Annotated in this window: 1 protein-coding gene and 1 pseudogene; both read right to left on the bottom strand. The window is 65.3% G+C overall.

The window, feature by feature from the left end; all coding sequences use genetic code 11:
• Positions 1-157: 157 nt before the first annotated feature.
• The gene (locus tag HUS66_RS17315) at positions 158-1,330 is read right to left on the bottom strand and encodes a fumarylacetoacetate hydrolase family protein (RefSeq protein ID WP_175072438.1); all 1,173 of its coding nucleotides are present in this window, start codon (positions 1,328-1,330) and stop codon (positions 158-160) included.
• Positions 1,331-1,534: 204 nt separating this feature from the next.
• Positions 1,535-1,993: pseudogene (locus HUS66_RS17310) on the bottom strand (aldehyde dehydrogenase (NADP(+))); the annotation flags it as partial.

The following is a 1,993-nucleotide window of genomic DNA, read 5'->3' as shown; positions in this document are numbered from 1 at the left end:
GGGTAGCCCGGCGACAGGGTCTCGCCGGTGGCGGGATTGATGGCGTGAATGGCCTGGCCATTGGCGGTCACGGCGCGTTGGCCGAGCAGTTGCGTTCCTTCCAGAGTCATGTTGCCTCCTGACGCATTGATGAAATGGGCGGTATTGGTTGCAAAGGTTATTGATGACGACGGGTAGCGAGATGCTCAAACAGCGCGCGCAGGCCGAAGGTCCAGGGCGGCAGCAGGTCGCTGCGGCCGACCTGATTGACCAGGGCGCCAAGGCTGGGGGTGGCAATGGTCACGCGGTCATTCAGATGATGGGTAAAGCCCTGGCCCGGGCCGTCGCGGTCCTGAACGGGGGAGAACATGGTGCCGAGGAACAGCATGAAACCGTCTGGATATTGATGGTGGGCGCCTCGGGTCTGTGCCACCAGATCCATGGGATCGCGGCTGATCTCGCGCATATCGCTCGAGTCTTCCAGCAGGAAGTCGTCGTCGCTGCCTTCGATGCGCAGCGACACCTGCGCCTGGCGCACGGTATCCATCGTGAAGTGCTCGTCGAACAGGCGGATGAAGGGACCGATGGAACAAGAGGCGTTGTTGTCCTTCGCCTTGCCCAGCAGCAGGGCGCTGCGTCCCTCGATGTCACGCAGGTTGACGTCATTGCCCAGACTGGCGCCCTTCGGCTCGCCGAGGGCATCGACGGCGAGCACGATTTCCGGTTCAGGGTTATTCCAGCGCGATGCGGGGTGCAGACCGACGGTGTCGCCGAAGCCCACCGAGGAGAGTGGCTGGGCCTTCGAGAACACTTCGGCATCTTCGCCGATGCCCACTTCCATATATTGAGACCAAGCGCCTCGCGCCTGGAGATCTGCCTTCAGGGCGAGGGCCTGAGGCGAGCCCGGTTGGATGCGTGACAGGTCGCCACCGATCAAGGACTGGATCTCGCGGCGCAGCTCACTTGCCCGTTGCGGGTCGCCGCCCGCCTGCTCTTCGATCACTCGCTCGAGCAGGCTCACGGCGAAGGTGACACCGCATGCCTTGACCGTCTGCAGGTCGCAGGGCGCGAGCAGTCGCGGGGCGTCTTCAGCACCGTCGAGGGAGGCGGCGAGCAGGGCATCGACCTGGCCCAGCGATTCGCCTTCTACGTCCTGGACGAAGGCGGCGGGATCTTCCAGGTCGAGCAGGTCGGCGATGGTGGCGATATGGGCGGATATATCTAGCACTTCGCCACGGCGCACGATCACGATGGCAGGGCCTGGCTGTGGCGTATCGCGCCAGACCCGGCCGATCAGCAGGGCTTGGTCGAGGTCGTGGGGAAGGCAGTGATGAGGATCGATTGGATGCATGGTCATTCCTGTAGCTGAAAGGGCCTGGCGAGTCATGCCCGGCGGGGCAGAATCCGTCCGGCGGCCATCAGGTCGTCGGGATCGAAAAGGGTCTTGAGGCCGGTGATCAATTCGCGGTCGAGATCGCTGAGGCCGGCCAGTTGCCGTCCCGTTTTGCTCTCACCTGCGTCTTCTCGTGACGACTTTCTTGGCCAAGCGAGGTCCTCAGGCTTCGCGCTTGCCGTCGACCAGGCGGCTGACGCCCGCCGGGTTGCCGTCACGCAGCGCTTCGGGCAGCAGCCCCTGGGGCAGGTTCTGATAGCACACCGGGCGCAGGAAGCGGTGGATCGCTGCGCTGCCCACCGAGGTGGTGCGCGAGTCCGAGGTCGCCGGATAAGGCCCACCATGGACCATGGCGTGGCAGACCTCGACGCCGGTCGGCCAACCGTTGGCCATCACCCGGCCGGCACGCCGTTCGAGCACCGGCAGCAAGCCGCGGGCCGCGTCCAGATCGCCATCGTCCATCTGCAGGGTCGCGGTGAGCTGGCCTTCCAGATGCTCGGCCACGCGCCTCACCTCGGCCTGATCGGCACATTCCACCACCAGTGAGGTGGCCCCGAAGACCTCGGCCTGCAGGGCCTCGTCGGTCAGGAAGTCCTCGGCGGAGGCCACGAACAGACCCAC

Origin of the sequence: Onishia taeanensis (assembly GCF_013349955.1) — a bacterium.
GTDB lineage: Bacteria > Pseudomonadota > Gammaproteobacteria > Pseudomonadales > Halomonadaceae > Onishia > Onishia taeanensis_B.
This window is presented reverse-complemented; position numbering and strand designations above follow the sequence as displayed.

Bases quoted from the DNA above. Each gene is read 5' to 3' on its own strand.
- HUS66_RS17315 (WP_175072438.1), bottom strand. From the start codon at position 1,330: ATGCATCCAATCGATCCTCATCACTGCCTTCCCCACGACCTCGACCAA.